A 24,228-nucleotide genomic window follows, 5' to 3' on the forward strand; every position below is an offset into this window, starting at 1 on the left:
TGCCTTTACACAATTAAAAGGGCCTTAAAGGAGCCTTAAAAAAAAATTAAATTTGGCTTAGGAATACAATGTTTTTTAGAAAATGGATTGAAGATTTATCCTTTATAACCATTAAGATGAAATAAGTAATTAAGAATATTAAGATGGGGGATGAAGAACAGATATATGCCTTTACAACTATAGAATTATAAAGTATCTAAAACTGTTTATTAAAGATAATGCTGAATTTATTGATCTGATCAGCCGGAGAAGAATATTTGATTTTTGCATTGTGATATTCCAGAATTCGCTTAACAATTCGTAGCCCAAGACCTGAACCGGAAATATTTTGAGAGTTATTACCTCTCATGAACGCTTCAAATAGTTTTGCCTGCTCTTCTTCAGGAATGGTATCTCCATGAGAAATAACATCCACCGAAAGCTTATCATTGGTTTCCTTTATCAAAACATCTACTTCTGCATTATCAGAATATACAGCCGCATTTTTAAAGAGATTGATAAAGACAATAACCAACAGAGACTGGATACCACTAATGATAAGCAGCCCGTTTTCCGAAGTATCTTCAGAGATCAGGAAATCCAGTTTCAAAGCAGGATAGCTTTTTTCCACAGCTTCGAAGGCCTCGAAAATAGCTTCATCAATCCTTACCTCTTCGTAAATGCTCTGGATATTCTCTTTGTCGAATTTTGTAAGCAGTAAAAGGGAATTGGTAAGGTCCGACAGCTGATACACATCCCGTTGAATTTGCTTTAAAGAAGAAAGGGTTTCGGGAGAATGTTCTTCAAATTTGATCAGGTTTTCCAGCTGAAATGCCATTCTTGTAATAGGTGTCCTGATTTCATGTGATGCGCTTGCCGTAAAATCTTTCTGCGACTGAAAGACATCATCCAGCCTTGCGATCATCGTATTAAAGGATTTTGCCAAAACATTAATCTCATCATTGGATTCCTGGACCGGAATCTGTGTGGTAAGTTTATGGGCTGTGACCTCGGAAATTTCGGTGTTCAGATCTTCTAACGGACGAAGGAACCGCCCCATGAAATAATAACTGAAAAAACCGATCAGGAGGGTGCTCATCACATAGGCCGTAATCAGAAGGTATTTAAGGAATTCCAGTTTCGATTTTCCGTTGGTATCAAAAGCGCTGGTAAGGATGTAGTAGTTTTCTCCATTGATCTTTCGCAGGGCTGCATAGATTTCCGGAACTGTTTTTTCGGTGTAAATAATTTTCTTTTCATCCAGCTCTTTGAGAAGCGCATTATCCCAGGTTACATTCCGGTCTTTGATTGTACTGTAGACCAGTTCTTTGTCTGCATTGAAAATTAAGATTGTTTCATTGAGAAGGATATTGTCTGAATTTTCGTTAAAAAAAATAGGTGCTTCTTCTTCGAAATTCCTGGACTTTGAAATGAAGTGTGAAGTAAATTCAAGGCGCTGTCTGAATCTTTCTTTGAACTCGTCTCTTCTAAAATCATTAAAAGATAGATAGATCACCGCCATCACCATTGCAAAAAGCAGGGAAAAAGCGATACTTAATGTTAATGCTATCTTTCTTTTTAAAGACATTTATAATGGGCTTAGGTAATATCCGAAACCAGAACGGGTGTGGATAAGTTTAAGTTTAAAATCCTTATCGATCTTTTTTCTCAAAAAATTGATGTAGACTTCTACCGTATTGGTATTCGTATTAAAATTATGTTCCCACACATGTTCCGTGATCTGCTGCTTGGAAACGGTTCTTCCCTGCGCCTCTGCAAGATAGACCAGAAGCTGAAATTCCTTAAGAGTAAGGGCTATTTCATTGCCTGCTCTATAGACTTTCTGTTCAGTTTTATTGATGATAAGGTCGTCCACCCTGATGATATCCTGGTCTGCAGCATCGGACGGGGACTTTCTCCTTAGCAGCGAATTGATTCTCAGCAGCAGCTCTTCAAACTGGAAAGGCTTCACCAGGTAATCATCTGCAAGTCTGGTAAACGCATCTTTTTTATCAGAAATGTCTCCGTAAGCCGAGATAATGATGATGGGAGTATTTTTATCGAAAGAACGGATGGTCTGGCAAACGTCAAGCCCATTTATCTTGGGAACATTGATGTCGAGCAGATACAGGTCATACGTATTGTTCTTGATTTGCCGGAGAAAGGTTTCACCATCATAGATCTTATCACAGGTGAAGCTGTTCGATTCTAAAAACCGGCAAAGCTCCGCCGAAAGAATGAGGTCGTCTTCCAATAAAAGAATATTCATCAAAATCTTATTTTATACGAATTTAACGAAATTTTTATGTTCCTGTATTATCCATTGAAAGCTGATGGACAGATTTAATTAAATTTTAAGGTAAATTTTTACAAAAAAAGGAGTAATTATTGTTTTTTTTTGTTGCTGAAGATTTCTGGGAGGCATACTATAAACCAGACTTAAAACTAGATTTTAGGGTAAAAAAAAAATCCCGAAAAGATTCGGGAAATATAGAGAGCCAACTACGGGACTTGAACCCGTGACCTCTTCCTTACCAAGGAAGCACTCTACCGCTGAGCTAAGTCGGCATTGAAGCAAAAAAATCACACTAATTAGCGTGATTTTCTTTGAGCGGAAGACGGGGGTCGAACCCGCGACATTCAGCTTGGAAGGCTGACGCTCTACCAACTGAGCTACTTCCGCAATTTTGTTTCCAAAACTATTGGTAACGCTGTGCAAATCTAGGAAAATCCTTTTAAATCTACAAAACTTTTTTTATTAATATAAATGTGGGGAGAGCAGGATTCGAACCTACGAAGCCGAAGCAACTGAGTTACAGTCAGTCCCATTTAGCCACTCTGGAATCTCCCCTCATGTTATATTAAAATTGAGCCTCCAGAGGGATTCGAACCCACGACCCCGAGATTACAAATCACGTGCTCTGGCCAACTGAGCTATGGAGGCAATTTTAAAATGTAAACTGAAGGCTTTAGAGAGAATCTACTCTATGCTTTTCAGCAGTTAAAAAAAAATCACCCTCTAGCAGAGTGATCTATTTTGAGCGGAAGACGGGGGTCGAACCCGCGACATTCAGCTTGGAAGGCTGACGCTCTACCAACTGAGCTACTTCCGCAATTTTGTTTCCAAAACTATTGGTAACGCTGTGCAAACTTAGGAAAAATCCTTTAGATACACAAGTTTTCATCTAATATAAAATGTGGGGAGAGCAGGATTCGAACCTACGAAGCCGAAGCAACTGAGTTACAGTCAGTCCCATTTAGCCACTCTGGAATCTCCCCTCATGTTTATATTAAAAAGAGCCTCCAGAGGGATTCGAACCCACGACCCCGAGATTACAAATCACGTGCTCTGGCCAACTGAGCTATGGAGGCATATAAAAAAGAATTCAAAAGATCGCTGTTCCCTTTTTGCGAGTGCAAATATAGAACGGATTTTTTGAATTCTCAAACTTTTCTATAACTTTTTTAAACTTTTTTTACTACGCCATTTCTTTTTTCTTGATTAATAGCTTTTTAGCAGTATCAACACATAGGTCTAAACTTTCTTCAAAAGTTTCAGACGTCTTTTTTACAACGATATCGTCGCCTGGGACGGCTAAAATAAGCTCGGCAGTTTTGTTGTTTCTATCAGAGTTATTTTCAACTTTTAAGAACACCTTACACTCATGAATTTTATCATAAAAGGTTTCCAATTTGCTTACTTTTTTGTCAATGTGTGATTCTAATGGTTCGTGTGGAGTTAAACCAATTGATTGAACTGTGATCTTCATAATTCTTCTTTTTTAGATGCTCGAGGATGAGCCTGATTAAACACTTTTTTCAATTGTTCAATATTAGCATTCGTATAGACCTGAGTACTTGCAAGACTGGAATGCCCTAATATTTTTTTTACTTTGGAGATCTCCGCCCCATTATCCAAAACGTGTGTAGCAAAGCTATGCCGAAGGATGTGAGGACTTCTTTTTTCTTTCGTTGTTACAAGACTAAGGTACTTATTAACTACCACATAAACAAATTTTTCATTGAGTTTTTTACCCTTTTTATTGATGAAAAAATAGGTTTTATATTCGGTATCAGATTTCCTTATTTCCAGGTAACTTCTAAGCAGATTTGAGAGGTCTGCGGAAATGGGAATAAAACGTTCTTTATTTCCTTTTCCTATTACCTTGAGCTCATTTCCTTCTAGGTTAACGTGTTCAAACATCAGGCCACAAAGCTCAGCTTTACGCATTCCGGTCTGGTATAATACCTCTATAATACATTTTTCCAGAATATCGGGTTGATCTATCAGAACACCGTCACTGAGCGCCTGCATTTCTTCCTGTGAGATAGGAATCTGTTTTTCAGCGTAAAACTTAAGGGAAGATATACTTTCCGTGGGAGAGACTTTAATTTCACCGACCTTTAAAAGGAATAAATAAAAACTTCTGAGGGATGATAATTTTCTATTGATGCTTCTTTTTGAAATATTATTTTCGCTCAATTCGACGATAAAATTCCTGATTACTTTTTTATCAGCCTTGGAAATATCTTCAGAAGCTTCTGTTTTAAGGTAGAAATGGGAAAAGTCTTCAAGATCTTTTCGGTAACTTGTAATAGTGTGAGGCGAATACCTCTTTTCGAACTGTAAATATTCTAAATACTTATCTAACATTACATAAGGTATAAAAACAAAAATTCACCTCTCAAATATACGTATTTAAGAAGTGAATTTAGTATGTGGTTAAGAAAAATCTTAAGCCTGCTCTTCCTTGCTAAGTCCTCTTTGTTTGTAAGCGGCCTTTAGTCTAGCTTGTCTTAAAGTTACAGAAGGCTTAATAAACGCTTGTCTAGATCTCAATTGACGAACTGTACCCGTTTTATCAAATTTTCTTTTATATTTTTTTAAAGCTCTGTCGATGGATTCCCCATCTTTTACTGGAATTATTAACATATTTTACATCTCATTTTGGATTGCAAAACTAGACATTTTTTATTAAACTGCAAAATTTAGCTCCACTTTCTTTAAAAAACACATTATAAGTTATCCACAATCAGATACAATAATGTGGACAAGTATGCTATTTTTAAAATTTTGAGTCCTCTCTATTATCCGTTATATACTAATAACAGCAATATAAACATACTGGGGATTATCTGAAAAGTATGTCATATTATGAACTATATGTAAACAAAAATCCCTATCTTTGTAGCTACTTTATTCATGGGGTTGACTGGTTTCGACAGCAAGATCAATGGGTAAGTAAGCATGCAGAGAACCGTAGCGCGATCTCTTTAATCCCTTGCTACACAACTTTAACTGGCAACGAAGAGTTCGCTCTTGCAGCTTAATATCGAAGTATAGTAGATCAAGCGTTTTCCTGAAGATAGTAAGGAAGCAAGATATCTCACAAATGCTCTGTTCTGCGGCGTTTGATTCTGGGATATAGGAATGCAGGAATAAGGTTTCAGATGCTTTGGCTGAAACTCGAAAACTTCAGAAGATAAGCTGGAAGTTGGGTGTCTGCCCTCTGCCTCCAGTCGAAAACCAATGGTAGAATAAGCATGTAGAAATCTTATGTATTGCTTGTTTGGACGAGGGTTCGAATCCCTCCAACTCCACTTTTAATAAAAAAGGTCCTTTTCCAAGGTCCTTTTTTTATTTTGTTATACCATATAGATATTAAAACGAAATTTTCAAAATTTCATCATCCAGTTATTGAGGTCTTCATGCGAAGGAATATCCAGTTGTTTCCTTAATCTGTTTTTTTTGGTTTCAATTCCCCGAATAGTCAGGTGATTATAATGAGCAATTTCTTTAGTAGAAAAATTGAGACGGAGCAATGCACAAAATTTAAGCTGTCCTGAAGTGAGAAAAGGATACGTTTCTGATAGTTTTTTATAAAATTCCGGATAAATCTCTTTAAATCTTAAAAGAAAAGCAGGATCATCTGATTTTGCTAATTGAACTACTTCTTCAAAAGCATCATTCATTTTATCTTCCAAATCAGAAATCACCACTTCCTTTTGTTTCTTCTCCTTTCTTTCTTTTCGGTATCTTTTAAAATATCTTACTGCATAATAGACCATGATCAATAAGACACTTAAAATAAGCCCTAAAATAATATAAAATCTACCGGATTGCTGTTTACTTGTTTCGTTATCCCGTATTGATTCTTTATTTACAGCCATTTTTTCAACATTACGTAAGCTGTCAGCAAGACTTTTATATTTATTTCTGTAAAACAAGGAATTTTTATAATCTTTTTGTTTTTCATAAACAAGAGCAAGATTATCATAAACATCCTTCAATTGATAAGGTCTTGCACTCAATTTTGTAATAGGTAAAGCTTTCTTTAAATAGAAAAGAGCACTATCCTGTTCATCACTCTTATAATAATAAGAACCCATATTACTAAAAATAAAACCCACATTTACCGTATCTTTTCTTGAAATGGAAAGCCTCAATGCTTTGCGGCTATAGTAACGTGCAGAATCAAGTTGATGAACTTCGGAAAAATACATCCCTATATTAGAATACATTGGAATTAAGGATATTTCTTTTTTATCTTTATCCTGCATTTTATTATACCACTTCAAACTTTCTTTAAGATAAACTAATGTACTTTTATCATAAGATAATCTCATTTCACTTTTGAGGATAACCAGATCACTAAATAATGATCCTTTTCCCGCAAACATCTCATCTCCTTTTAGTTTTGAGGCTTTTTCAAGGGCTTGCTTCAACAAACTTTCCGATTTATTATAAACTCCCAACTTCATATAAGATATTGCCCTCATACGAATAGCCAGCATTTCAAAAAACGGATAACCAAGTTTATGAGCATAATCTTCCAGTCTTAGAGAATATTCTATTAGTTTTTCGTATTCTGCCATATCATAATAAACAGTTAAAGCACGATACATTGCATACATTTCTTCCTTCTCATACCCACTTTCACCAGCAATATCAACGTATTTAAAAAGCAGTTGTAAAGCTTCCTTTTTATTGGTCATACTAAAAGCTGCTATTTTACCAAGACTATCTATTTCTTTTGGGGTATATTTTTGTCCTAAAAGATGTACAGAAACAGAAATTGTGAAAAGCAGAAAAAGTATTTTTTTCAACATAGTATTAATGCATATTTATGATGTAAGTAAAGTTAAAAAAAAGACTTCACTTTAATTAAATAAAACCATATCATTTAATTTGCATTCTAAATAATGTATAGTAAATCATTATAATGAATCTTTCAGAGATTTATTGATTGTATGTAAATTACCCTCTGTCATATACTGTAATACAAAAATTTGGATTACCACTTTTTCGGCGGCTTTACTATTAATAAAAATCAAAAGTTTTTTTGTTGCAAAATCCACTTTGGCAGAATGAATTTCAGTTAAAGGGATTTCTACCTGCCTGTAAAACATCAACAGGGATCCTATACGTATTGGATAAAATTCTTTTATACTGAATACTGCTTCAGAATTTTCTATTTCAATATATCTCAGATTAAGCAGCAGAAACAGAAAAAAAATGATTAATAAACAGATAACAATCTGAATACAATATAAGTATAAGAAACTTACACAAAGTAAATAGGACATTATCAATATAAAGAATTCTAATAAAATACTGAAAAAATAAAAATACATCCAGCGATCAACCTTTTTTTTATTATTTATTCTGATCATAGTTTTGTTTAGAATTTAAAATAGTGGCTGCTGTAGCAGCCACTATTCAAATACACATATGTAAAAAATGAAAAAAAAAATCTAGAATTAGTGTACCACTTTTAGAAAATCACCTGTTCTGTACAACGCCCCAATAGGTAACCCAGCTGCAATGGCTGCTGCGTTATCTGGAAGGTCACTACATCCCTCAATAATTGCAGGCGTAAGATCTGAAGCCTGCTTTACTACATGAAGTGGTGCAGCGGGAGCATTAACCCCGATACCTACTCTTCCTTCGAAATAGTTTTTGGTACTCACTCCTTTAGAATATAAGTTGTAACTAGTCGCAGCTGTTCCTCCGGAAAAAGTAAAGTCGTCAATATAAATACCATATGCATTAGCAGGAGTAGCATTCCTAGAAGCTCTATTGATGTGAAGCCCATAAAGATTGGTAAACTTATTATTGGCCGCAGTACCCGTCAAATTAATCTGGCTTCTCAATCCTGCTCCATAAGTAATATTTCTGACTCCTGCATCCTGAGTATACAAAGCTCCATCAAGACCAATAGCTTCAAAAGAGGTTATATTACCCGCTCCTGCAAGAGTTACGCGCAATTGTGCACCTTTTATATCTCCGCTTACAGTAAGTGATTTTCCAGCAGAAGCACTTGCAATTAAAATGGTATTATAAGATCTTAAATACGATGCTGTAACATCATTAGTGTTTGCAGTAATAGTTGGCCAAGTACTAAAAGCATACATTTGAGATATATTCCTATCACTAAGGTTAATCGAGTTATTCACACCATAATAAGAAGAAGACCCTGAAGATGCCGGTGATGCAGTAATAGAGTTATTCAATCCATAGGTTGAAAATGATCCGGATGTAGAGCTGTCATAGATTTGATTATTGAATCCAAACTTAAATCCTAACTTGTTACTAATTAATGTATTGTCAACACCTGTTGAATTTCCCGTATCTCCTGAGCTTGTAGTTTCCATAATCTGAAGATTAGCAGCCGGAGAAGTTCCGGGATTAACCCCAATTCCTACTTTGCCCATCTGATAAATGTCTTGGGTATTGGCAGAAGCCTGGGTATTGGTTCCAGAAATGTTCCAGGGCTCTTGACCTCCGCTTGTTAAGGCTTTCCATAAACTACCATCAAAATAATAATAACCAACAGCAGTCACATTGGCTGTTTTTGTTGTTGTATCAATAGGGAGTAATGCTTGGGTAACATAAATAATGGTTCCGGTTTGTGGAACATCATAATTGGCATCTTTTGCTTTCAGTTCAGTTCCTGTTAATCTTGGAGCAATAAAACCATCAGTTTTTGTAAGATCTGCAGGCGTGGATGTTACATCCAGCGTTGCTTTGGGAGTTGCGGTATTGATTCCGACCTGTCCATACGCAATAGAGGAGACAGCAATAGTTGCTGCTAATAATAATTTTTTCGTCATAGTGTTTGAAATTAAAAGTTATTAATTAAACTTTTTTGTTTGAATAATTTTTGGCAAAGTAAATTTCAAATCCGGACAACATGCAAAAAAAGCGCTACTTCAAATCTACGCCAGTTTTACAACTATCTGGAAATCAAAACAATTATTCACTAACACACAACATTGACCAACTCATTCAAAATGAGAAACTTTTCTTATTATTATTAAAATTGAACTTTAAAAATCTAGAATATAAGATTATTTCAGAAGCTTATATTTTCATTAAAAATGGATTTTTTAAATTAAAAAGCAGATTTACACTACTGCATAAGAAACAGAATAGTATCTTGAATAGTATATAAGTTTTATGGTAAAACAATGCAAGCTTTAGAATTACTGAATAATTTCAATTTAATAAGATGCTGATAAGTAAGGAAAATAGGAGCTTAAAAAATGAATGGAATTATTTTAATCAATGACTTTTCAATTTCGCATCAGCAGACACCCTAACATAACCATCTGAAAACTAAAAGACTAAAACCAAACAAACTAAAATGAAAGCTTCTAGTCCACAAAAAAGACTAAAAAAATGTTTTATCGTGAAGAATTTTATATATTTGCACCATCTAACAATTAAAAAAATAATTTACTATGTCAGACATTGCATCAAGAGTAAAAGCTATCATCGCTGATAAGCTTGACGTTGAAGAAACAGAAGTAACTCCTGAAGCTAGCTTCACTAACGATTTAGGAGCTGACTCATTGGATACAGTTGAGTTAATCATGGAATTTGAAAAAGAATTCAATATTCAAATCCCTGATGACCAGGCTGAAAAAATTACTACTGTAGGGCACGCTATCGCTTACATCGAAGAAGTAGTAAATAAATAATATTCTTCAACAAAAAAGAAAATTTTAAAAGTTTATGGAATTAAAAAGAGTAGTTGTAACCGGTTTTGGCGCAATAACACCGATTGGAAATAATGCAAAAGAATACTGGGAAAATCTTCTTAAAGGTGAGAGCGGTGCTGCTCCGATTACTCTTTTTGATGCCAAAAACTTTAAAACTAAATTCGCTTGCGAGGTGAAAGGCTTCGATCCATTACAGCATTTCGATAAGAAGGAAGCTAAAAAAATGGACCGGAATACCCAGCTTGGGCTGGTAGCTGCAAGAGAAGCGGTAGCGCACTCCAGGATTATGGAAGACAATGTAGATAAAAACAGAGTCGGTGTAATCTGGGGGTCAGGAATCGGAGGTTTAGAAACTTTTGAAACTGAGGTTTTAGGATGGGCGAACACGGAAATTCCAAGATTCAACCCATTCTTTATTCCTAAGATGATCGCGGATATCACTCCTGGACATATTTCAATAGAGTATGGCTTTCACGGGCCGAATTATACTACGGTATCTGCCTGTGCATCTTCAGCCAACGCTTTAATTGATTCCAAGATGATTATCCAGCTTGGAAAAGCAGATGTTATTGTATGCGGAGGCTCTGAAGCAGCCGTAACAGCAAGTGGTGTCGGTGGATTTAATGCGATGATGGCACTTTCTACAAGAAATGACGATCCTAAAACAGCTTCAAGACCTTTTGACAAAGACAGAGATGGCTTTGTGTTGGGCGAAGGAGCAGGATGTATCATCCTTGAGGAATATGAGCACGCAGTAAAACGTGGTGCTACAATTTATGCAGAATTACAAGGTGGCGGGATGAGTGCAGATGCACATCACATGACTGCCCCGCATCCTGAAGGACTGGGAGCTTATCTGGTAATGAAAAACTGTTTGGAAGACGCAGGCTTAACTGCTGATGAAGTAGACCATATCAACATGCATGGTACCTCTACTCCATTAGGAGATATTGCAGAATCCAACGCAATTTCAAAATTACTGGGCGAGCACGCTTTTGATATTCAGATTAATTCTACAAAATCAATGACCGGACACCTTCTGGGAGCTGCCGGAGTAATTGAAGCTATCGCTGCATTAGGAACTATTATTCATGGTATTGTTCCGCCTACCATCAACCATTTTACTGATGATGAAAATATTGACAGCAGACTGAATTTCACATTCAACAACGCTGTTAAGAAAGATGTGAAAGTAGCCATGAGCAATACTTTTGGATTTGGCGGGCATAACGCTTGCGTTCTATTTAAGAAAATCTAAATTCAATGAATGGAGTTACAGAAATACTTTTCTAAATTCCTTCTCAAACAAAGAAAAAGAAAATTAACGGAGAGAGACTATTTCCTTAGTACCGAGCTGAAAAAAATGCTGGGTGCGGAGGTTCAGAATATTGCTCTTTACCGTGAAGCTTTTTCTTTAAAAAGTTCTTCTAAAAATCAAGACTGCAATTACGAGAGGCTTGAATTTTTGGGAGATTCTGTTTTGGGTACAATTATTTCCTGTCATCTGTTCCAGACCTATCCTCAGGCTAATGAAGGATATCTGACACAGATGAAATCTAAAATTGTTAATAGGAAGAATCTTAATAAATTAGGAGAAGACCTGAAGCTTATCGATCTTTTGCAGAAGCAGGGATCCGCAGCATTGGGAGAAAACATTTCCGGAAATTTATTTGAGGCGCTTATTGGTGCTGTTTATCTGGATTTTCATTACGATGCCTGTAAGAAGATCATCCTGGAAAGATTACTGACGCCTACTGAAATTAACAAGCTTGAGAACAAAATTGTAAGCTATAAAGGTCTTCTTCTTGAATGGAGTCAGAAGAAAAAAGTAAATATAAAATATGAGACCTGTGAAGAGGTCCAACCCAATAAAGCAATAGTATTCAGATGTCACGTCTGGCTGGGAGCAGAAAAAATCGCCAATGCGACGGAAACTTCCAAAAAGAAAGCAGAAGAAAAGGCAGCACAAAGAGCATTTTATATTTTAAACAAAAAAGAAAACATACTTGGAAATTCAAAAACTTTATGATCTGGATGATATAGAATTTGAAGATATTACCATAGGATTGGTAAGATTAGCAAAAGATATACCTGCTCATGAGTTTTTCTACCAAATAAATCAAATCAACGGCCTTGCCTTTTCCAGAAAGAAAGATGTGATCATTCACGGGGCTTATTATGATTATTATTTCCAGAGATTTGAGGCTTATCACAAGTTTACAAAGACATGTTTTACATTTATTTCAAACCGGTCTTCGGAAAGTAAGCAAAAAAAACTGCAGACCGAGCTCTTCACAGAAGAAGAAAACATTAAATTTTTATTAAATAATCAGGTAGATGTGGAATATATTCTGCATTCTTCGGAACAAATTCCTGATTTTTCCGTAATTTTGCTCCCGGAAAATCTTGTATTTCCGATACAAGACTATATATTAGGTTCTGAAGAAGAACTTTATCAAATTATCCAGTATTATGAATAAGTATTTAAAGAAGACAAAAATTATTGCAACACTAGGGCCTGCTTCCTCATCGAAGGAGGTAATGTTAGGACTAATGAAAGCGGGTGTTGATATTTTCAGAATAAATTTTTCACATGCAGATTACGAATTAGTTCGAAGTAATATTGAAATTATCAGAGAGCTTAACCAGGAATATGGTTTTTCCGTGGGTATCCTGGGGGACCTTCAGGGGCCAAAGCTGAGAGTAGGTGTTGTAAAGGAAGGTTCTTATCTGAACCCTGGAGATATCCTTACATTTACGAATGAAAAAATCGAGGGCGATTCCACTAAGGTTTACATGACCTATCAGCAGTTTCCTCAAGATGTAAAAGTTGGGGAAAGAATCCTTATTGATGACGGAAAGCTGATGCTGGAGGTTATTGAAACCAACCAAATAGATACGGTAAAGGCAAAGACTATTCAAGGGGGGCCTCTGAGCTCTAAGAAAGGGGTAAACTTGCCGAATACCAATGTCTCTCTTCCTGCCCTTACGGAAAAAGACGTTCAGGACGCTAATTTCATGCTTGACATGGAGGTTGACTGGATCGCGCTTTCTTTCGTACGACATGCACAGGATATTATAGACCTGAAAAAGCTGATCGACAGCCATCCAAACGGGAAATTCAAAACTCCGATTATTGCTAAGATCGAAAAACCTGAGGGCGTTAAAAATATTGACGAAATCTTATTGGAATGTGACGGATTGATGGTTGCCCGTGGGGACCTTGGTGTGGAAGTTCCGATGGAAGAAGTTCCTGCTATCCAGAAAAACCTGGTAGAGAAAGCAAGATTCTATTCAAAACCGGTAATTATTGCTACACAGATGATGGAAACAATGATCAACAGCCTTACGCCGACAAGAGCGGAGGTAAATGACGTTGCCAACTCTGTATTGGACGGTGCGGATGCGGTAATGCTTTCCGGAGAAACTTCTGTAGGAAGATATCCAGTTCAGGTAGTTGAAAACATGTCAAAAATCGTACAGAACATTGAAAAGACTCATTTTTATCAGCATAAAAACGAACCTATCGAAAAAGACTATAACTGTATTGATGAAAGATTCATTACCAACAGGGTATGTCTTGCAGCAGTAAGAATTGCTAAAACTACCAATGTTTCTGCTATTGTTACGCTAACACATTCAGGATATACAGCATTCCAGCTTGCAGCACACAGACCGAATTCACATATCATCGTATACAGTGGAAACCGAAGAGTGATCACTATGCTGAACCTTCTTTGGGGAGTTCATGCCTTTTATTATGACATGAAAAAGTCTACTGACGAAACAATCATTCAGGTTAATATGCTGACCCATAATCACGGTTATATTGAAAGTGGAGACTTTGTGATCAATATCAATGCTACGCCATCTTATGAAGGAGGAAAGACGAATACATTGAGACTGACAACAGTTTAGAGCAATAAGCAAATTACTTTTTGACCACCATACAAAAAAGTCCCGAAAATAGATACTTCGGGACTTTTTTTATATTAATAACTATAGGTTACATTAATATATTATGCTTTTACATTATACAAATTAATTTCCCACAATAGTTTTAGCAGTAACAAATTCTCTTAAAGCCAGCAATGACAGCTCGGTTCCATAACCGGAAGATTTAGTTCCTCCAAATGGGAAGCGTGGGTCAGAGCTCGTCATTCTGTTAATATTTACCGTTCCTGATTCCAAGTTTTCAATAAAAAATAACTGACGGTCTGCTTTTTTCGTCCAAACGGAATTTGAGAGTCCAAAAGGAATATCATTAGCCATTTGTAAAGCTTCTTCATCGCTTTTAGCAATCATGACCATTCCAAGAGGTCCAAAAAGCTCTTCTTTTAAAATAGGATTTCCCTCCTGAACACGAATTAAACCTGGCTTAAATTCATTTTCAGAAATTCTTTCCAAAGGAATAATGATTTCAGCACCATTTTCCAATGCCCGGTTGAATTGAGCTTCCAACTCGTCGGCCAGATCCGGTCTTGCCATTCCCGCTAGTTTGGTTTCCTTATTTAAAGGATCTCCAACTTCATAAGTTTTATATTCCTCAATGAATTTCAACAAAAATTCATCTTCAATTTTTTCATCAATAATAAATCTTTTAGCAGCAGTACAGGTTTGCCCGCAATTTTGAAGTCTGGATTTTACTCCTGCTTTTGCCGCTTCTTCTAAATCTGCATCATTAAAAATAATGAAGGCATCGCTTCCTCCTAATTCCAATAAGGATTTTTTGATATTTAAACCGGCGATTGAAGCTACTTCTCCACCAGCTTTTCCGCTGCCTGTAAGGCTTACTCCTTTTACAGCATCGTGCTCAAGAATTTCTTTTACAGCTTTATGCCCTACTTCCAGGTTCTGGAAAACTCCTTCCGGAAAACCGGCCTCTAAAAGAACCTCTACAATTGCATTCCCGCTTCCGAAACAAATTGAAGCGTGTTTCAGAACTACTGTATTTCCAGCCAAAATTGCAGGAACAGCAAATCTCAATACCTGCCAGAAAGGAAAATTCCAGGGCATAACGCCTAAAATAACACCTTTCGGAACATAGTGAACTTCAGAATAGGAAAATTCAGATTCAATTTTTTCAGGTTTTAAAACATTTTGAGCACCTGCATAATAATTCATCATTAAGGCACATTTTTCAACTTCAGCAATCGACTCTGAAATAGGCTTATTCATTTCAGTTGTGATGATCCTGCCGAATTTTTCTGAATTGTTCTTTAAAATTTCTGCCGCCTTTGCAATCAGCTTCTGCTTTTCTTCAAACGGTACTTTTCTCCATTCTGAAAATGTCTTATCTGCTTTAATAAGCTTATTTTCAATTAACTGTTCCATAATCTAATTTCTGTTTCAAATTCACAAAATGAATTTATTAATGCTTTACTCTAAAAGCAGTGTGAAAGTAACAAATTTTATTCCTTAAGGCTAAATAAAATAATGTTTTTTCTCTATCGAAATAATATAATTTTATCTTCAGATCATAAACCATTCATTCACAAGACATGCGGCCAGGCGGGCTGTTCTATCCTGAATATCAAGTGATGGATTAACTTCTGCTGCATCAAGTGCTATAAGTTTTTTGCTTTTTAAAATGTGTCTGTAAAAATGCATAAAAGGTGTATCTGCAAAGATCCCGTTGTAAGCAGAAGCGGAAACTCCGGGAGCGATCGATGCATTGAAAACATCCATACAGATCGTAAGATAGACAAAATCTACACTCTCCGCCAACTCATCAATACGCTGATAGATGGAAGGAAGGTTTTCAAAAAAGAGTTCATCGGCAAGGATATATTTCATTCCGTACTGATGGGCCGTATCAAAAAGCTTCAGGGTATTTGAATTTCTCTGGATCCCGATATGAAGTGAGTTGATCTGCCCTTCCTGTGCAATTTGCCAGAATCCGGTTCCTGAGCTTGCTCCTATTCCTTTTTCCGGCTGCCTGTTATCAAAATGAGCATCTATGTTGATGATCCCGATCTTCTGTTCCGGAAAAGCTGTTTTTACGCCTAAATAGTGGCCATAGGTTACTTCATGGCCTCCGCCTAAAACAAGTGATTTCCCTCCTTTCAGCAAAACTTTCGAAACATTTTTCGCAAGGCTGTTCTGGGTGCTTTCAAGATCGCTGTCTTCACAGGTTATATTTCCGAAATCAAGAAGGGAAAAATCCGGCAGGATCACGGGGAAATTAGACATATTTTTTCGGATTACATCGGGGGCATCTTTGGCGCCCTGCCGTCCTTTATTCCGTCTCACGCCTTCATCCACCGCAAAGCCATGCAGAACAAAATCATCTGCTTTAATATTATCGTAATTATGTTCTTTTTTAACTCTTTGAAATATTCTGTGGAAAAGAGGTTCTTCTCCGTCTAATCTGCCTTGCCAAGTGTCCTGAAACATAGATCTAAATTAAATTTTAATTACTGCGTTTTATCCAGTAAATCTAAATAATATTGTTTAGATATTAAAATGCTCCTGTGTTCAATTTCATAACCGCTCCATGACATCCGTCATTCCTATCATATACTTATCTTAAATCATTCTTTTTTCTGATTGGCATTACTGCTTATGAACATTTCATTGCGTTCTTCTGAAACAATTTCCAGGAATCGTTCATAATGCTTGAGTACATCGGAAATCAGCTCATTTTTTGTAAAATACTGCACATCATATCCTTCTCTCCCATCTCCGAAATAGGATCTCGGGTAGTGGGTTTTATTATCCTCCAGATCAGGAAGATTCTCTTCTTTGATCATATATTCGGAAACGGTTTTCACTTTATTTTCAATCCCATAAATGAAATTATTGACGACTCCCTGGTGAATCTCTATTTCTATTCTGGCAGGATTTTCATAATGATTTATTTTTGCTTCAATTCCGTTGGCTGCAAATTCCTGCTGCAGATCCGTAAAGGCTTCTTTTGTTTTAACCTGAATAAAATGATCTACTGAAGAATTATCTTTAAAGGAAACAATGTTTTTTAAACGTTCTCTCCAAAATTCACCCGACCAGGGAACGGTGGAAGCCGAAAAGTTGGTATCATAATATTTCTGGTCAATGATCAATCCCTTCATCAAGCTTACTATAAATAAAAGAACTATGATTGAAAAGGGCAATGCTGTAATTAAAGTCATACTTTGCAGGGCCTTTAATCCCCCGGCATTTAATAACAAAAGGGAAAGTACAGCAAGCAAAATACCCCAGAATACAACCTGCCACTTAGGAGATTTTTTAGCATTTTTGGTAGCTATACTGTTCATTACGAATATTCCCGAATCGGCGGATGTCACAAAGAAAATAATAATGATGGCAATAACAAAAAATCCGGTCAGGGTTGATAAGGGCATATATTCTAAAAACCGGAACATCAGTGCATCAGGATCGGATGCCAGTTCACTTAATTTCCCGTTAGCAACATTCAGATCGAACCAGATGGCACTGTTCCCAAACACGGACATCCAGATAAAATTGAATAATGTAGGAAGTACTAAAACTGCGAGAATAAATTCTCTAATGGTACGTCCTTTGGAAATTCGGGCGATAAATAATCCTACATATGGCGACCATGAAATCCACCATGCCCAGTATAAAATGGTCCAGTCATAGAACCATGGTAATGCATTTTTTTCGTAAACATGGGTGTTGAAAGTAAGATTAAAAAAATTATTGATATAGTTTCCCAACCCATCGGTAAAGCTTCCTATCAGATATACCGTCGGACCTAATATCAGTACAAAAAGTAAGAGCACAATCACACTCATTACATTGATATTGCTTAAAATCTTTACGCCTTTATCCACTCCGCTAATCGCTGAAAATACAGAAAGAGCAATAAGGCTGATCACAATAATCACCTGATTGGTAAAACTGTTTTCCGCAGTAATATGGAGTATATTCAAGCCTGAACTGATCTGTACCACTCCAAATCCTAAGGTAGTGGTCAGTCCAAAGAATGTACAGCATAATGCAAAAACATCAATTGCATTTCCCCACCTGCCATTAATCTTATCTTTCAGCAACGGATAAAAGCAGCTTCGTAAGGAAAGAGGTAATCTGTAACGATATGCAAAGTACGATAAGGAAAGCCCTACAACTCCATAAATGGCCCAGGCATGAATTCCCCAGTGAAAAAAGGTGTATAATTGTGCTTGCTTTGCTCTGCTGACATAATGATTATCTGCAAAAACTTCGGAAGAATAGTGCTGCATAGGTTCTGCCACACTAAAGTAAATCAACCCGATTCCCATTCCTGCCGCAAACAGCATTGATATCCATGAAAAAAAGGAATATTCCGGTTTACTGTCGTTAGTTCCCAGCTTTATATTCGCATATTTACTGAACAGCAGATAAACTAAAAAGATCACAAACAGCGTAACCGCCCAGACATACACCCAGTTCAGATTAATAAATATGAACTGTTTAATCTCATTCAGGACACTTTCCGTCGGCTTAGGATATAGAGCGGAAAGAAAACATGTTCCAATAATAAAAATAAGACTTGGAATTGTAACTCCCTTGTTGAAAGTAGATTGTACGTTTTTAAACTTCATCAAATTTATTTTTCGGATTAATATTGACAGACAGGCATAGCCCCGGCAGAAGTACTCAAAGAATAATATGACTGCATTATTTTCCTTTTCAGGGGTGTACTTAAGAACTATAGAAAATTACTGTTTTATACAATGAATCAACAGTAATGAGGTCACAATATAAGAAAACTTAAATAAAAAATAAAAGCCTAAGGCTGTATTCCGCTTAATTTGCCATACAAAAAAATGAATATTCTTTAATTTACATTGTAGTGTTCAAAACTCTGCCAGTACTTATCTTTATAAATTTCCAGTGAAATTTTATATTGAGGATTTTCTTTTATGATCTGATCAAAAACTTTAGAAGACCGCCTGAAATCTTTGCTTGCAAAATAAATGCTTTTGGAATTGTCTGCCGTTTCCCTGCCAATATACAGATGACCATCTTTTGAGCTAAGATGCTCTATCGCATAATCCTCAATGGCATTCATTGTATTGTAATCTGCTTCTTCCGGAAAACCATTATTGTTCTTTCCATCGTAAAAAATCTTCAGGACTGAGATCCACGGATAAGAAGCTTTTGCATCATATTTTAACAGAGAAGCATTCACTGTGGCCATAAGTGGCATCCCGTTTTCCAGGGTGGCTTCAAGGAGAGAAAACTGATCTTCACTTTCCAAAACCTCCAGATCTTTGTACTTTTCTGTAAATTCCCTTTCTCTCCAAAGAAGAAATTCTTTTAATTTTTCTATGGGAACAAGTTCCTGTTCCGCTTCACTTTTGCTTATAATGCTGAAAGTATCAATTTGCGTAGCAAAATTCAATTCACCCAGGAAGTTATCCAGAAAAATACAGATCCCTGTCGTAGCAGATTCTCTGTTTTCTTCATCTAAGTTTTCATAAACAAAGACCAGATCGATCTCATCCGGATAACCTTTTATGTCATTGGAATAAAAATAGATATTATTTTTTGTAAACTCTAAACTGCCCATTTTCAGTCCAATATTTTCAATATCCGTTTCGGGCTTGAGTGCTGTAAACTTCCAATGATCAATCTTAGGGGCTGCGGCAATAAGCTCTTCAGCGAAAATTATTTTTTTCACGTCACCTTCTACCGTAATGATGAGTTCCGCCGTATCTTCATCACACATTCCTGAGAGAAAATAGTAACCATCATTTATTTTGGTAAGCTCAGGAGATATGATATCGAAGAACTGCTCTTCAATATGTTCTCTGCCTTTTACAATTTCAAAAAAAAATTTTTCTTTTGTCAAAAACCAGTCCCAAAAATCCTTATAGGTTTTGGTTTCTTTTTCCGGCTGTTTTTTGCTTAAGATCTTATCAAAAATACCCATAATCTAATGACTAAGATTTCCGCTGATATAAACAGTTTCAGCATTCAGGCTTCCCTGATTGTAAAGAACGTTCTGAAAATTATCTGTTTTAAACGTTACAAAATCTGCTTTTTTACCCGTTTCCAGCTTTCCTATATCTTCAAGACCGAGCGCATGGGCAGCACGAAATGTAATTCCTGCCAATACTTCAGCTGTTGTTAATTTTTCAAATGTTGCCAAAATAGAAGCCTGGGTAATTAAATTCCCCATTGGTGCGGATCCCGGATTCCAGTCGCTGGCAATGGCTACAATAGCTCCGGCATCCAGCAGTTTTCTGGCCGGTGTAAATTTTTCTCCCAATCCTAAACTTGCTCCAGGAAGCGCCGTAGCAACAGTATCCGATTGTGCTAAAAACTCAATATCTTCGTCAATAGTGGCTTCCAGGTGATCTGCAGATTTTGCACCCACTTCCACTGCGATTCGGGAACTTCCCGGTGTAAACTGATCCGCATGAACGGTAATATCAAAACCTAATTCTTTAGTTTTAACCAGGAAATCCCTGCTTTCATCAGGCTGGAATGCAGATTTCTCTATAAATATATCTACACGCTGTGCTAGTCCTTCTTCTTTTACTTTCGGTAAAATATCTGTAAGGATATACTCTAAATATTCCTGATTGCTTCCATCAAAATCTCTAGGTTTCAGGTGGGCGGAAAGACAGGTTGGAACCAGCCTTGCTTTTGTCTGCCCTTGCGCTTTTTTAATGATTCTAAGCATTTTCAGCTCATTCGCGGCATCTAATCCATAGCCACTTTTTATTTCAACGGTTGTAATTCCTAATGAAATCAGGAAGCTGATTCTTTCTACCAATGTCTTTAATAATTCTTCTTCTGAAGCATTCCTTGTGTGCTGCACAGAGCTCCAGATCCCACCGCCACTTTCTGCTATTTCAAGATAAGTTTTCCCCGCATTACGCATGGCAAAGTCATTGGCACGGTTTCCTCCAAAACAGATATGGGTATGTGAATCTACAAATCCGGGGAGAGCAATCTGTTCACCTTCAATAATTTCCGTTTCTGTACCCGGATTTTCAGTCTTTAGCATCTTAAAGTTTCCAACTTTCTTAATCAAGCCATTATCTACCAAAATTCCTCCGTCTGTAATAATATCAATTTGCTCATCGGATATTTTTCCTCTTAACGGAAGATCTGCCAACGTAATGATCTGCTTGAAAGGTCCTATTAATTTCATTTTTAGTTAGGTTTAGATTAAAGCTGAGATTTAGAGTTAGGTTTAGATTAATATTGACTGTTATTTTTCAAATAATTGGTAATTTTATTTAAATCAAATATTACCTCATCAATTAGAATATGAATTTGTAAACAATCATTATCAGAAAAGTATTTTACTCTATTTCCGTATATCAAATGACTTTTAGTTTCAAATGCTGACCCTCTGGAAATATCATAAAATCTGCTTTTATCTTTAGCAGTCCTTCTTCCAAAGCCTTCAGCAATATTTGCTGCAATACTTTGTGCAGATCTTCTCAGTTGTGAAGTCAATGCATAATCTTCCTGTTTAGGTAAGTCAGCAGATATAAGAAAACATCTTTCGGCAATTTCAATTGCTTTTTGCCAAACGGGCATTTCTGTAAAATCTTTTATCAATTTAATCTGTAGCTTTTCTTCTCAAAAATACTTAAAATATCTCAATGTACTAAATCAAAATCACCTTTAGCCTCAGCTATTGTATTTACCTTTGCCTTTACCTCAGCCTTACAATCATCCTTTTTTGAATCCCTGAATTTTCTCAATCTAATTCTAAATTTCCTATCTTTGAGGTAAATGAAATGAATTAATGCCAGATTTTTTACATCCAGATAAGGAAAACTACTCACATGAAGAGCTTATGCAGGAGGAGCAGATCCGCCCGCAGAGTTTTAAGGACTTTGCCGGGCAGAGAAAAACCTTGGAAAACCTTGAAGTCTTTGTAAGTGCTGCCAAAAGACGGGGTGGTGCTCTTGATCATGTTCTTCTGCATGGTCCTCCAGGTCTGGGTAAAACAACTTTAGCCAATATTATTGCCAATGAGCTTGGTGTAAGCTGCAAGGTCACTTCCGGTCCTGTTTTGGATAAGCCAGGAAGTTTAGCTGGATTGCTGACAAATCTGGAAGAAAATGATGTTCTTTTTATTGATGAGATTCACCGTCTGTCTCCTGTTGTAGAAGAATATCTGTATTCTGCCATGGAAGATTATAAGATAGATATTATGCTGGAAACCGGTCCTAATGCCAGGAGTGTGCAAATCGGCCTGAATCCTTTCACTTTGGTAGGGGCAACCACAAGAAGTGGAATGCTAACGAAGCCGATGCTGGCAAGATTTGGGATTCAAAGCAGGCTTGAATATTATTCGGTTGAACTTTTATCGATGATCATTCAGCGAAGCTCAAGGGTTCTGGGGAGTAAGATTTATGAAGATGCAGCGATAGAGATTGCCAGAAGAAGCCGCGGAACGCCAAGGATTGCGAATGCTTTGCTGAGAAGGGTACGTGATTTTGCCGAAATCAAAGGAAACGGAGAAATTGAGATCAACATTACAAAATATGCATTGAATTCTCTCAATGTGGATGAATTTGGCCTAGATGAAATGGATAACAAGATTATGCGGGTCATGATTGAAAACTTTAAAGGAAAACCGGTTGGGATTTCCGCTCTTGCTACCTCAATTGCTGAAAATCCTGAGACCCTGGAAGAGGTTTATGAACCTTTTCTGATCCAGGAAGGATTTATCATCAGAACACCGAGAGGAAGAGAAGTAACCGACAAAGCCTATAAGCATTTAAACATATCCAGACCGGGAAATCCGGGAGAATTATTTTAACAGTCTATGTTTATTCCAAAATTATACAGAAGTGAAGATTATGATCTGATGAAAGAAATCATCAGGGATAATGCATTTGCCCTGCTTATTTCTTCCGTTGAAAAAATAAGAGCCACCCATTCTATGATGATGTTTAATGAGGATGATCCTGAGAATGTATATGTAGAAACTCATATCTCAAGAGCTAATCCTCAGGCAAAAATATTAAAGGACGGAGATGAAGTCCTTTGTGATTTCCTGGGAGCTCATACTTATATTTCGAGCAGCTGGTATGATCATATGAATGTTTCAACCTGGAATTATGAAGCTGTTCAGGTCTATGGAAAAGTGCAGCTGATGAATCATGACGAACTTTATCAGCATCTGGAAAAATTAACTTCAAAGTATGAAAGTTTTCAGAAGTGTCCTGTCATGGTAAAAGATATGGGAAGAGAGTTTGTGGAGAAGGAAATGAAAGGTGCTTTCGGACTAAAAATAATTCCGACAGAAATATTCATCAAGCAAAAGCTTTCTCAAAACAGAAAAGATCGTGATTATCAGAATATTATCTCTGAACTTGAAAATTCGGATGAGAATGGAAGAAAAATTGCTGAGAAAATGAAATTAATAAAGAAATAATAATCAAAAATATATATGAAGCTATATCCAATACAATGTGGAAAATTTAAACTGGACGGCGGTGCCATGTTTGGGGTCGTCCCAAAGAGTCTGTGGGAAAAAACCAATCCTGCAGACGAAAGAAACCTGATTGAACTGGGAACGAGATCCCTGCTTATAGAAGACGGCAAGAAACTGATCCTTGTAGACTGTGGTCTCGGAAATAAACAAGATGATAAATTCTTCGGGCACTATTCACTTTGGGGAGACGATAATCTTGATAAGAATTTAAAGAAATTCGGTTTTGTGAAAGAAGATATTACGGATGTATTCCTTACGCATCTTCACTTTGATCATTGCGGAGGTGCTATTGAATGGAATGATGACAGAACGGGATACAGACCGGCTTTTAAAAACGCTCAGTTCTGGACAAATGAAAACCACTGGCAATGGGCTACAGAACCGAATGCAAGAGAAAAAGCCAGCTTTCTGAAAGAGAATATTCTTCCGATGCAGGAAAGCGGACAACTTAACTTTCTGCCTCTTCCTACTACGGGAAATTACGGTTTCGCTCCTGACCTGAAAATGGATGTGATTTTTGTAGACGGACATACGGAAAAACAAATGCTTCCGGTAATCCAATATCAGGAAAAAACGATTGTTTTTGCAGCCGACCTTATTCCTACCGCAGGGCATATTAATCAGGTTTATGTGATGGGATATGATACAAGACCTCTCTTGACATTGGAAGAGAAAGGAAAGTTCCTGAAACAGTGTATAGACAATGAATATCTTCTGTTCTTTGAACATGATGCCCACAATGAACTGGCGAGTCTTAAAATGACTGAAAAAGGGGTAAGATTGGATGAAATTCACAGTTTTAATGATGTTTTTGGTTATTAATTTTT

The 24,228-nt window shown here is 36.6% G+C and carries 21 protein-coding genes, 7 tRNA genes and 1 other RNA gene; 9 read left to right on the forward strand and 20 right to left on the reverse strand.

The window, feature by feature from the left end:
- Positions 1 to 196: 196 nt before the first annotated feature.
- From J2T03_RS18985 to rpsU, 12 genes are all read right to left on the reverse strand, one after another.
- On the reverse strand, positions 197 to 1,567 hold the full coding sequence (locus tag J2T03_RS18985; RefSeq protein ID WP_307220916.1) for an ATP-binding protein: 1,371 nt from the start codon (positions 1,565 to 1,567) through the stop codon (positions 197 to 199).
- Positions 1,568 to 2,248, reverse strand: coding sequence for a response regulator transcription factor (locus J2T03_RS18990; protein ID WP_111955376.1), 681 nt, complete (start codon positions 2,246 to 2,248; stop codon positions 1,568 to 1,570).
- A 227-nt stretch (positions 2,249 to 2,475) separates the two neighbouring features.
- Positions 2,476 to 2,547: transfer RNA gene (locus J2T03_RS18995), tRNA-Thr, on the reverse strand.
- A gap of 42 nt (positions 2,548 to 2,589) precedes the next feature.
- A tRNA-Gly gene (locus J2T03_RS19000) sits at positions 2,590 to 2,662 on the reverse strand.
- Between the two features lie 87 nt (positions 2,663 to 2,749).
- Positions 2,750 to 2,830 (reverse strand) — tRNA-Tyr (locus J2T03_RS19005).
- A 19-nt stretch (positions 2,831 to 2,849) separates the two neighbouring features.
- Positions 2,850 to 2,923: transfer RNA gene (locus J2T03_RS19010), tRNA-Thr, on the reverse strand.
- A 96-nt stretch (positions 2,924 to 3,019) separates the two neighbouring features.
- Positions 3,020 to 3,092 (reverse strand) — tRNA-Gly (locus J2T03_RS19015).
- Positions 3,093 to 3,177: 85 nt separating this feature from the next.
- A tRNA-Tyr gene (locus J2T03_RS19020) sits at positions 3,178 to 3,258 on the reverse strand.
- A 19-nt stretch (positions 3,259 to 3,277) separates the two neighbouring features.
- Positions 3,278 to 3,351: transfer RNA gene (locus J2T03_RS19025), tRNA-Thr, on the reverse strand.
- A 107-nt stretch (positions 3,352 to 3,458) separates the two neighbouring features.
- Positions 3,459 to 3,749, reverse strand: coding sequence for an HPF/RaiA family ribosome-associated protein (locus J2T03_RS19030; protein ID WP_111955378.1), 291 nt, complete (start codon positions 3,747 to 3,749; stop codon positions 3,459 to 3,461).
- On the reverse strand, positions 3,746 to 4,633 hold the full coding sequence (locus J2T03_RS19035; RefSeq protein WP_223560320.1) for a tyrosine-type recombinase/integrase: 888 nt from the start codon (positions 4,631 to 4,633) through the stop codon (positions 3,746 to 3,748). Before J2T03_RS19035 ends, J2T03_RS19030 begins: the two co-directional genes overlap by 4 nt.
- Positions 4,634 to 4,714: 81 nt before the next feature.
- Positions 4,715 to 4,912, reverse strand: a complete 198-nt coding sequence (gene rpsU, locus J2T03_RS19040) for a 30S ribosomal protein S21 (protein WP_034702010.1) — start codon at positions 4,910 to 4,912, stop codon at positions 4,715 to 4,717.
- Between the two features lie 272 nt (positions 4,913 to 5,184).
- On the opposite strand from rpsU, the gene ssrA reads away from it, so the two are divergent.
- Positions 5,185 to 5,583, forward strand: a transfer-messenger RNA (tmRNA) gene (gene ssrA / locus J2T03_RS19045).
- Positions 5,584 to 5,655: 72 nt separating this feature from the next.
- Here ssrA and J2T03_RS19050 read toward each other — a convergent pair.
- Both J2T03_RS19050 and J2T03_RS19055 read right to left on the reverse strand, forming a co-directional pair.
- Positions 5,656 to 7,089: a transcriptional regulator gene (locus J2T03_RS19050; protein WP_307220919.1), complete on the reverse strand. Its 1,434-nt coding sequence runs from the start codon at positions 7,087 to 7,089 to the stop codon at positions 5,656 to 5,658.
- A 651-nt stretch (positions 7,090 to 7,740) separates the two neighbouring features.
- Positions 7,741 to 9,093: a hypothetical protein gene (locus tag J2T03_RS19055; RefSeq protein WP_111955410.1), complete on the reverse strand. Its 1,353-nt coding sequence runs from the start codon at positions 9,091 to 9,093 to the stop codon at positions 7,741 to 7,743.
- Between the two features lie 630 nt (positions 9,094 to 9,723).
- Here J2T03_RS19055 and J2T03_RS19060 point away from each other — a divergent pair.
- From J2T03_RS19060 to pyk, 5 genes are read left to right on the forward strand one after another with little or no spacing between them, the layout of a single operon-like run.
- Positions 9,724 to 9,963 (forward strand): acyl carrier protein, encoded by a 240-nt coding sequence (locus J2T03_RS19060; RefSeq protein ID WP_002976354.1) that lies wholly within the window; start codon positions 9,724 to 9,726, stop codon positions 9,961 to 9,963.
- Positions 9,964 to 9,997: 34 nt separating this feature from the next.
- Positions 9,998 to 11,242: a beta-ketoacyl-ACP synthase II gene (gene fabF, locus J2T03_RS19065; protein WP_111955414.1), complete on the forward strand. Its 1,245-nt coding sequence runs from the start codon at positions 9,998 to 10,000 to the stop codon at positions 11,240 to 11,242.
- Positions 11,243 to 11,251: 9 nt separating this feature from the next.
- Positions 11,252 to 12,013 carry a ribonuclease III gene (rnc, locus tag J2T03_RS19070; RefSeq protein ID WP_307220921.1) on the forward strand — a complete coding sequence of 254 codons (762 nt, stop codon included), beginning with the start codon at positions 11,252 to 11,254 and terminating at the stop codon, positions 12,011 to 12,013.
- Positions 11,991 to 12,464: an IPExxxVDY family protein gene (locus J2T03_RS19075; protein WP_306845344.1), complete on the forward strand. Its 474-nt coding sequence runs from the start codon at positions 11,991 to 11,993 to the stop codon at positions 12,462 to 12,464. Before rnc ends, J2T03_RS19075 begins: the two co-directional genes overlap by 23 nt.
- The gene (pyk, locus tag J2T03_RS19080; protein WP_306845346.1) at positions 12,457 to 13,902 is read left to right on the forward strand and encodes a pyruvate kinase; all 1,446 of its coding nucleotides are present in this window, start codon (positions 12,457 to 12,459) and stop codon (positions 13,900 to 13,902) included. Before J2T03_RS19075 ends, pyk begins: the two co-directional genes overlap by 8 nt.
- Positions 13,903 to 14,025: 123 nt before the next feature.
- Here the strand turns inward: pyk and J2T03_RS19085 are convergent, their stop codons facing one another.
- The 6 genes from J2T03_RS19085 to J2T03_RS19110 all read right to left on the reverse strand — a co-directional run bounded on the left by J2T03_RS19085 (position 14,026) and on the right by J2T03_RS19110 (position 21,510).
- Complete coding sequence (locus J2T03_RS19085; protein ID WP_307220922.1) at positions 14,026 to 15,318, reverse strand: aldehyde dehydrogenase family protein; 1,293 nt, start codon at positions 15,316 to 15,318, stop codon at positions 14,026 to 14,028.
- A gap of 138 nt (positions 15,319 to 15,456) precedes the next feature.
- Entirely contained in the window at positions 15,457 to 16,380 is a 924-nt protein-coding gene (hutG, locus tag J2T03_RS19090) for a formimidoylglutamase (RefSeq protein WP_307220924.1), read from the reverse strand.
- 137 nt (positions 16,381 to 16,517) lie between these two features.
- Positions 16,518 to 18,530 (reverse strand): BCCT family transporter, encoded by a 2,013-nt coding sequence (locus J2T03_RS19095; RefSeq protein ID WP_307220925.1) that lies wholly within the window; start codon positions 18,528 to 18,530, stop codon positions 16,518 to 16,520.
- Positions 18,531 to 18,766: 236 nt separating this feature from the next.
- Positions 18,767 to 19,864, reverse strand: coding sequence for a DUF695 domain-containing protein (locus J2T03_RS19100; protein WP_307220926.1), 1,098 nt, complete (start codon positions 19,862 to 19,864; stop codon positions 18,767 to 18,769).
- A 3-nt stretch (positions 19,865 to 19,867) separates the two neighbouring features.
- Positions 19,868 to 21,094, reverse strand: coding sequence for an imidazolonepropionase (gene hutI, locus J2T03_RS19105; RefSeq protein WP_307220928.1), 1,227 nt, complete (start codon positions 21,092 to 21,094; stop codon positions 19,868 to 19,870).
- Between the two features lie 47 nt (positions 21,095 to 21,141).
- Positions 21,142 to 21,510, reverse strand: a complete 369-nt coding sequence (locus J2T03_RS19110; protein ID WP_307220930.1) for a four helix bundle protein — start codon at positions 21,508 to 21,510, stop codon at positions 21,142 to 21,144.
- 190 nt (positions 21,511 to 21,700) lie between these two features.
- Here J2T03_RS19110 and ruvB point away from each other — a divergent pair, with 190 nt between their 5' ends.
- From ruvB to J2T03_RS19125, 3 genes are read left to right on the forward strand one after another with little or no spacing between them, the layout of a single operon-like run.
- Entirely contained in the window at positions 21,701 to 22,723 is a 1,023-nt protein-coding gene (gene ruvB, locus J2T03_RS19115; RefSeq protein ID WP_307220932.1) for a Holliday junction branch migration DNA helicase RuvB, read from the forward strand.
- A 6-nt stretch (positions 22,724 to 22,729) separates the two neighbouring features.
- The gene (locus tag J2T03_RS19120; RefSeq protein ID WP_307220934.1) at positions 22,730 to 23,341 is read left to right on the forward strand and encodes an FMN-binding negative transcriptional regulator; all 612 of its coding nucleotides are present in this window, start codon (positions 22,730 to 22,732) and stop codon (positions 23,339 to 23,341) included.
- A gap of 15 nt (positions 23,342 to 23,356) precedes the next feature.
- Positions 23,357 to 24,223 (forward strand): MBL fold metallo-hydrolase, encoded by an 867-nt coding sequence (locus J2T03_RS19125; protein WP_306845361.1) that lies wholly within the window; start codon positions 23,357 to 23,359, stop codon positions 24,221 to 24,223.
- The last annotated feature ends 5 nt before the right edge of the window (positions 24,224 to 24,228 follow it).

It is taken from the genome of Chryseobacterium lathyri (assembly GCF_030812195.1).
GTDB lineage: Bacteria > Bacteroidota > Bacteroidia > Flavobacteriales > Weeksellaceae > Chryseobacterium > Chryseobacterium lathyri_A.